Source organism: Achromobacter sp. UBA5777 (genome assembly GCF_002418565.1).
GTDB lineage: Bacteria > Pseudomonadota > Gammaproteobacteria > Burkholderiales > Burkholderiaceae_B > Achromobacter > Achromobacter animicus.
In genome coordinates this window covers 1-6,796 of record NZ_DIEJ01000138.1, presented here as the reverse complement: position 1 = coordinate 6,796, position 6,796 = coordinate 1, and the positions used below count along the sequence as shown (strand labels likewise).

At 68.0% G+C, this 6,796-nt stretch carries 4 protein-coding genes and 1 pseudogene; 2 read left to right on the top strand and 3 right to left on the bottom strand.

All coding sequences use genetic code 11. The features are described 5' to 3' along the window. Positions 1-673: pseudogene (locus B3446_RS10780) on the bottom strand (FUSC family membrane protein); the annotation flags it as partial. A gap of 300 nt (positions 674-973) precedes the next feature. Between B3446_RS10780 and B3446_RS10775 the strand changes: the two are divergent. Both B3446_RS10775 and B3446_RS10770 read left to right on the top strand, forming a co-directional pair. Next, entirely contained in the window at positions 974-1,885 is a 912-nt protein-coding gene (locus tag B3446_RS10775; RefSeq protein ID WP_291380840.1) for an EAL domain-containing protein, read from the top strand. Between the two features lie 164 nt (positions 1,886-2,049). After that, a complete protein-coding gene (locus B3446_RS10770) occupies positions 2,050-2,226 on the top strand; it encodes a hypothetical protein (protein ID WP_191577107.1) in 177 nt (58 codons plus the stop codon). Positions 2,227-2,343: 117 nt separating this feature from the next. Here B3446_RS10770 and treY read toward each other — a convergent pair whose 3' ends face one another. Together treY and malQ are read right to left on the bottom strand one after the other, a co-directional pair. After that, the gene (gene treY, locus B3446_RS10765; protein ID WP_291380837.1) at positions 2,344-4,971 is read right to left on the bottom strand and encodes a malto-oligosyltrehalose synthase; all 2,628 of its coding nucleotides are present in this window, start codon (positions 4,969-4,971) and stop codon (positions 2,344-2,346) included. After that, the coding region (gene malQ / locus B3446_RS10760; RefSeq protein ID WP_291380835.1) for a 4-alpha-glucanotransferase at positions 4,968-6,796 on the bottom strand (1,829 nt) is incomplete at its 5' end. The genes treY and malQ, both read right to left, overlap by 4 nt.

Sequence of the window (6,796 nt, the reverse complement as noted above, 5' to 3'; positions counted from 1 at the left end):
GGATCCGCACGCGGGCGGCTTCCAGCGCGGCGCGTTGGGCGCTGCGCTGCGGGCGGACAACGGCGCTCCAGGCCTGTGGTCCCGCGGCGGGGGCAAGGCCGGAGTACATGCGGGCCAGCGCATCGGAAAAGTCCGCGAGACCCCGGTAGCAATGGGCGACCGCATGGGTGGCGTCCTTCCAGGGCCGTCGGCGCCAGACGAGCGCCGTCATCAAAATCGCCCACACCGCGCCCGCCAGAAAGAACAGTGTGTACCAGAGGCTTTCGGTGAGCGTCGGGGCCGGCAGCTCGGCGGCTACGACGAAGCCGGCCGACAGTAGCGTACCCACGATGGCGGCGGCGGGACCCAGCACCCGCAGCAGTCCGCCGAAGGTGCAGCACACAAAGGTCAGCGGCAACAGCAACCAGACATGCGAGGCGCTGGCGCTGGCCAGCAGGCAGTACAGGGCGCCGATCAGGCCCAGCGCGAGCATCGACCCCGCGCGCTTGCGCAGCGGACCGCCGGGGTCGCCGAAGCAGGCCCAGAACGCGGCGATGGCGGTCCAGCCCAGGCGCGGTTCGTGCACCAGCACGGCAAGGATGACGGGGGCCGCGCTGATGGCGGCGGCTTGCAGGGCATCGAGCCACAGCACATTGCGCAGGGAGGCGCGCCAACGGGTAAGCAGACTAGTCACGCGGATGAAATGCAGCGGAAAAATTGGCTGGGCAGGCCGGAAAGATGGCAACCCTACCATGTCGACAAGACGAGGGCGGGAGTTTGCGCCAAGCGGCGGAAACCACTGGCACAAAGGCCGAACGAAGCGGCACTCGAGCCGCCTGGAAACCCGCGCCAAACATGAATTTGCGCACCTTAACACTGTTAGTTACATGTGTGTGACTTTATGGCGCGGAGAGCGCAGAATGCGTCAATATCGTGTCCCGATCTGCGCCCGGACAGCGCAGGCAACATGTCGGGATGCATCTGGAGCAAGCCGATGATCAATACCGAGTCTTGCCAGCAACCCGTGGTCAGCGATGCGGAAATTACCGCCATGATCACCGGACGTGATGGGCTGCGCGTACTCTTGCAGCCCCAAGTCGACCTGCTCACAGGTCGCATCGTTTCTGCCGAAGCGCTGGTTCGCTGGCAGCATCCGCAACTGGGCATCGTCATGCCTGCCGACTTCATCCCTGCGGTGAACCGGCTGGGGCTGGACGGCATGCTTTTTGAGCGCATATGCGTGCGGGTCATCGACGCGCTGCAGACGCTGCGCCGCGTTGGCGTTGCCGTGCCGCTGGCGATCAACGCGCCGGCCACCACGCTTTCTGAACTGCGTTGTGTCGATTTCCTGTTGGACCGCGTGCGGGCCGCGGAGCTGCCCCCGTCCCTGGTGCGCGTCGAACTGACCGAAGACCAGCCCATCCACGATCTGGACGTGCTGCGCGCGTCGCTGCTACGACTGGAAGAGGCGGGCTGCGAGGTCAGTCTGGACGACTTCGGCACCGGCCATGCGTCGCTGAAGCTGCTGTCCGCGCTTCCCCTGTCCGAAGTGAAGATCGACCAGTATTTCGTCACGCGCATGCGGCGCAGCGCCGTTGCCTTCGAGGTGCTGCGCACCGCTGCGGAGCTGGCCACCCGCCTGGGCTGGCGCGTGGTCGCGGAAGGCGTGGAGAACGTGGCCGACATACCCGCTCTGCGTGCGGCAGGATGCCGCTATGGGCAGGGGTTTTCATTGGGCCGTCCCATGCCGCTGGACGAGTTGATCATGCGCCTGCGGACGCAGCGCGACGGCGGCGAGCCGCTGGCGGCGCCCGCCGCCTATGCATCGTCGTGGCTGGACGCATTCGACGGTCCCGGCCAGGAGGCCGAACCGGGCCGCCCGGCCGTGCACACCGCGCTGCTATAGGCACCGTGCAAGGGTAGTTTTTACCGATCGGCGCGGGAATTTCCGCCCGCTGCGTCCGTCCCCAGAAATCGCCATCCTCGCGTCCCCCCGGCGCGCCGTGTTGGGCACGGCGGTTGCTCAAGGATAAGTGCGGAATATCTCCGCTTCTATTCAGGAGACGTGTAATGGCCAACCAGAACCAACCCGACCAGCAGAAGCAACCGCAAAAGCAACAATCCCAGGAAAATCCCCGGGATCGCAACCAGCAGGGGCAGCAACCCGGCCAATCGGGTCAGCAGATGGAAAAAGACCGCAATCAGCAGGGTCAGTCTTCCAATCAGCAGAACAAGACTCAGCGCTAAATGCGTTGGCTACGCTAGCCGCGTGACCAGCGCGCGGTTCAATGCGTAGTGCCTGACGGCCCCGGCCGCGTCTCCCTCCGTGACGTGTCCGGGGCCGAATTGCGTTCGAAAGCCCTTTTAGGCCGACAGGCAGAGCACTGCCGGGCTGTCTCGCAGCAACTCCGTGATTGGCAGCAAGCCGTCTGCGCCTGCGCGCACACGGCGTCCCGTCAACGCGTCATGGAGCGAAAGGCCAGGAATGCCTGCAGGCAGACGCAGCGCCGTGTCGGCCCAGAAAGCCCGCGCCGCGGGTGCATCGCCAAGCGCATAACCCGTCAATTGCAGTGCGCACGTTCGCGCCCCGACAATGAGTGCGGTCTGGCCGCCGTGTTGCCGCACATACGACAGGACATGATCGGCTCGGGCGCCGAGGGCAGAGACGGAATGGAAGTCACCGCCCGCAAAAGGCTCAGGCGCTCGCTGGCGGGCCATCAGCAGGCGGTGGATCAACGCCTGCTTGACCGCGCCCGTGCGCCAGGCGGATTCGGACAGGTCCATCGCCACGTCGTGTGATCCACCCGCGAGCAGCTTGGCCCGCAGGGCGTAGTCGACCGGCCGGCGATTGTCGGGGTCGACCAGGCTGAAATCCCACAGGTCGGTGCCCTGATAAAGATCCGGCACGCCGGGCAACGTATTGCGCAGCAACGTCTGCGTGAAGCTGTTGACCATTCCGGCTGGCGCAATGTCGAGCGCAAAGGCGGCAATGCTGGCCAGCACGCGGCGGCCTTCGGAATCACCGCCCAGCCATGCCAGGCATTCCTTCGCGGCGGCTTCGTAGGTGGGATCCTGATCGGTCCAGCTCGTGTGCAGCTTGGCCTCGCGCAGGGCCTTTTCCTGCCATTGGCCGATCCGGTCCAGCCATTGCTGCAGCGCGTCGGGCGTCCAGCCGGCCGGATCCGCACGCCATTCGCAGGGCCAGGCGCCGATCAGCGTCTGGATGAGCATGTAGCGGTCTGCGCGGCTGATGCCGCCGGGCAATGCGTCGATCCAGCCGCGCGCCGCTTCCTGCCAGCGTTCGGGCATCTCGGTCAGGACAGCGAGCCGCATCCGCGTGTCTTCGCCGCGCTTGTGGTCGTGCGTGGCGGTGGCCAGCATGGCGCGGGGATGGGTCCGCGCGCGGATGGCGCTGGCGGCGAAGAAGTTCTCGGCGGTCAGGCTGAAGCAGGCCGGCGACGCACCAACCTCGTTGCGCGACAGCAGCGGGCCATATCGGTAGAAGAGGGTGTCTTCAAGCGCCTTGGCGGCCAGCGGCGGCGTCAATTGCTGGAAGCGGCGCAGGGCGGTGGGGTGATCCGTTTCGCCGTTCAACCACTGCGCGAGCTGCGCCAGCAGCGTCGTGTCGGCGGAGCCTTCGCGGGCCGCCATCGCCGTCGCCGCGCCCTGGACCGCGATCTCTCGCTGCTGCGCGTCTGCCGGATTACGGCCCTCGTCCTCCGCATAGGTACGGTAGACGGGGAAGGCGGCCAACAGGGCGCTCAGCGCGCGGTCGATCGCCGTGGCGGTCCAGTCGCGCGTGCGCAGGTCGCGGGCGGCGATCTGTTCCATGCAGCGCACCAGCGCCTGCCGTTCCGCCGGGAAATGGCGGGCAAGCATGCGCACCCGGGCCGCGCGCAACTGCTCGGCGGGGTCGCGCTCATCGCCGGTCAACGTTTGCCAGAACGCCTGGAGCGGCGCTTCGGCCTGCGGGTCGTGCAGCACCGCGCTCACCTGATCCATGAAGTCGTAGCCGGTGGTGCCGTCCGTCAGCCAGCGCGGGTCCAGCGCCTCGTCATGCGCCAGAATTTTTTCGATCACGAGGTAGGGTTGGTCCTGGCGCAGCGCCGCGGGGCGGTTGGCGTTGGCCTGTTCAAGCCGCGCCGACAACCTGCGCAGATATCCGCCTGGCGATGCAAGGCCATCGATATGGTCGATGCGCAGCCCGTCGAGTACGCCTTGCGCGTACAGCCTCAGGACCAGCGCGTGCACGGCGTCGAACACCGCTTCGTCCTCGACGCGCACGCCGACCAATTCGCTGATCTCAAAGAAGCGCCGCCAGTTGATCTGGTCCGGCGCCGTGCGCCACCACGCAAGACGGTAGTGCTGGCGTTCCAGCAGTTCGTGCAGGCGCTGCCGTCCAGCGGGTTGTGACGGGTCGTGTTCCCGCAGCCAGGCCTGGCGCTCGGCGCCGCGCGGCACGGACGACGGCGTCAGCGGGAAGCGTTGTCCATGGACGTCCAGCTCGGGGGTGGACGCGCCGGTGTCCCATTGCGGCGTGATGGCGCCGTGCTCCAGCGCCGCGCCGTACGGGTCGCCCAGCACCGGCAGCAGCACCTTGTTGCGCAGTGCCGGCGCTGGCGGGTTCCATTCGATATCGAAGTAACCCGAGAACGCGCTTGCCGGTCCATTGGCGAGCACGTCGCGCCACCACGCGTTCGCGGGATTCGCTGCCATGTGGTTGGGCACGATGTCCGCGATCAGGCCCAGGCCGCGTGCGCGTGCGGCGCTGGCCAGGCGGAGCAGGGCGGGCTCGCCGCCCAGTTCCGGACTGACGACGGCATGGTCGATGACGTCGTAGCCGTGGGTGGATCCCTCGCGCGCGCGGGTGATGGGCGATAGATACAGATGGCTGACGCCCAGGTCTGCGTAATAGTCCACCTGCGCGCACGCGTCATCGAGCGTGAATCCTGCATGCAGTTGCAGGCGGGCGGTGGCTAGCGGTGTGCTCAAGATTGTCTCCTTCCGGCGCGCGCGGCATCCAGGCGGGTTTGCGCGGCGGGGTCTGCAAAGGTCGCGCGGATGCTCAAGGGCAAACGCTGGCGCCAGTTGGGATGGGTATCGATGGTGCCGGGCAGGTTCGGCTGATCCAGCACGCCGGCGATGTCTTCCATCGGCACCAGCAGCAGCGGGCAGGGACTGGACGACACGAAGCGCAACAGCTCGGGGACCGGCGCCTCGTCGGGCGGTGCTTCCACCTCGAGGTCCAGGGCGCGGCAGAGCATCTCCCGATCCTGCGCGCGCGCGGCGCGCAGGCTGGCCTCGTCGTCGTCGGCGCCCAGCAGATCGAGTTTGACGCGCCAGTCGATGTCGCGCGCTTTCCACCAGCCGAGCAGGGTTGGCAGGTCGTGGGTGGTGGTCATGGCGGCGGCGTTCTCGGGCCATTCGGCGGGCGGCGTGAATCCGGCAGGCGATTCGGCGTCCACTTCGTCTGGGCCCACGTCTTCCGCACCCGCAGCATGGGAGCGTGGCGCCTTTGCACCTTCGGCTCCCGCTTCCGGCTGCACTTCCGGCGACTGGCGCATGAACCACAACACGTTCATGCCAAGGACGCCGTTGTCCTTCAACCGGTCGTCGAACCCTTCGGGCACCGTGCCCAGGTTTTCGCCGATGGCGCAGGCGCGGTGGCGCCACGCCTCCAGCGCAATCAGCGCCAATATCTCGTCCAGCGGGTAGCGCAGATAGGCGCCGTCGGCGGGCGACGCGCCTTCCGGCACCAGCCACAGCCGCGCCATGCCCAGAATGTGATCGATGCGCACGCCGCCCGTGTGGGCCAGCACCGCGCGCAGCATCTCGATGAACGCGGCGTAGCCGTTCGTGTGCAGCGCGCGCGGCGAAAACGCGGTGAGGCCCCAGCCTTGTCCAAGCGGGTTGTAGATGTCAGGCGGCGCGCCGACCGACATGCCGCGCATCAGGTCGGCCTGCCGGCTCCATGCGTGGCTGCCGTCCGGACTGGCGCCCACTGCCAGGTCGGCAAGCAGGCCGAGCCGCATGCCGGCCTCGCGACCGGCTGCGTGTGCTGCGGCCAGATTCTCTGCCGCGACCCATTGCGCGAACTGATGGAAGTCCACCTCAAGCGGATGGTCCTGCGCAAAACGCCTGACCTGGGACGAGGTCGGATCGCGCAAGGCGGCCGGCCATTTCTGCCACGGCTGGATGGTGCCGTCCGGCTCGCGCTGCGCGGCATGCAGCGCCTCGAAGATCGCGTGATCGCGCAGCGCCTGGCCGCGGTCTTCGCAGAACTGCGCGTAGCGCGCCCGCTGGCTGACGGCGCCGCTGCGCCCAAACTCCGCATGCAGCGCGCGCAGCACCCGCAACCGGATCGCTGCGGCGGCCGGCCAATCGATGAGATCCAGCCCGTCCAACGCGGTGAGTTCGGCGGGCTCCACGCCGGACAGCGCGCGCATCATCGCGTCCTGCCCCAGCACCGAGGCGGGCGCCGCGTACAGCACGTTCAGGAAGAGGCGGTTGGACGGCGAGTACGGGCTGGAGCGCTCGGGTTGTGCCGTGTACATCGCGTGGACGGGGCTGATGGCCAGCATGTCGGCGCCTTGCTCCGCGGCGGCCACCGCCAGTTCGCGTAGCGCACCGAAATCGCCGAACCCGTGCGTGCGCGGCACGGCGGCATGCGCATCCTGGCGGCGGCTGTAGACCTGCGCGGCCAGACCCCAGCAGCGCGGGCTGGCCGCCCCGGTCAGGTCAGCCAGGCTGGGCGCTTTTTGCGGGGCAACCGCCAGCGTCGCCTCGGCCGATGTCAGCAGCAGCCGGTGGTAGCCGG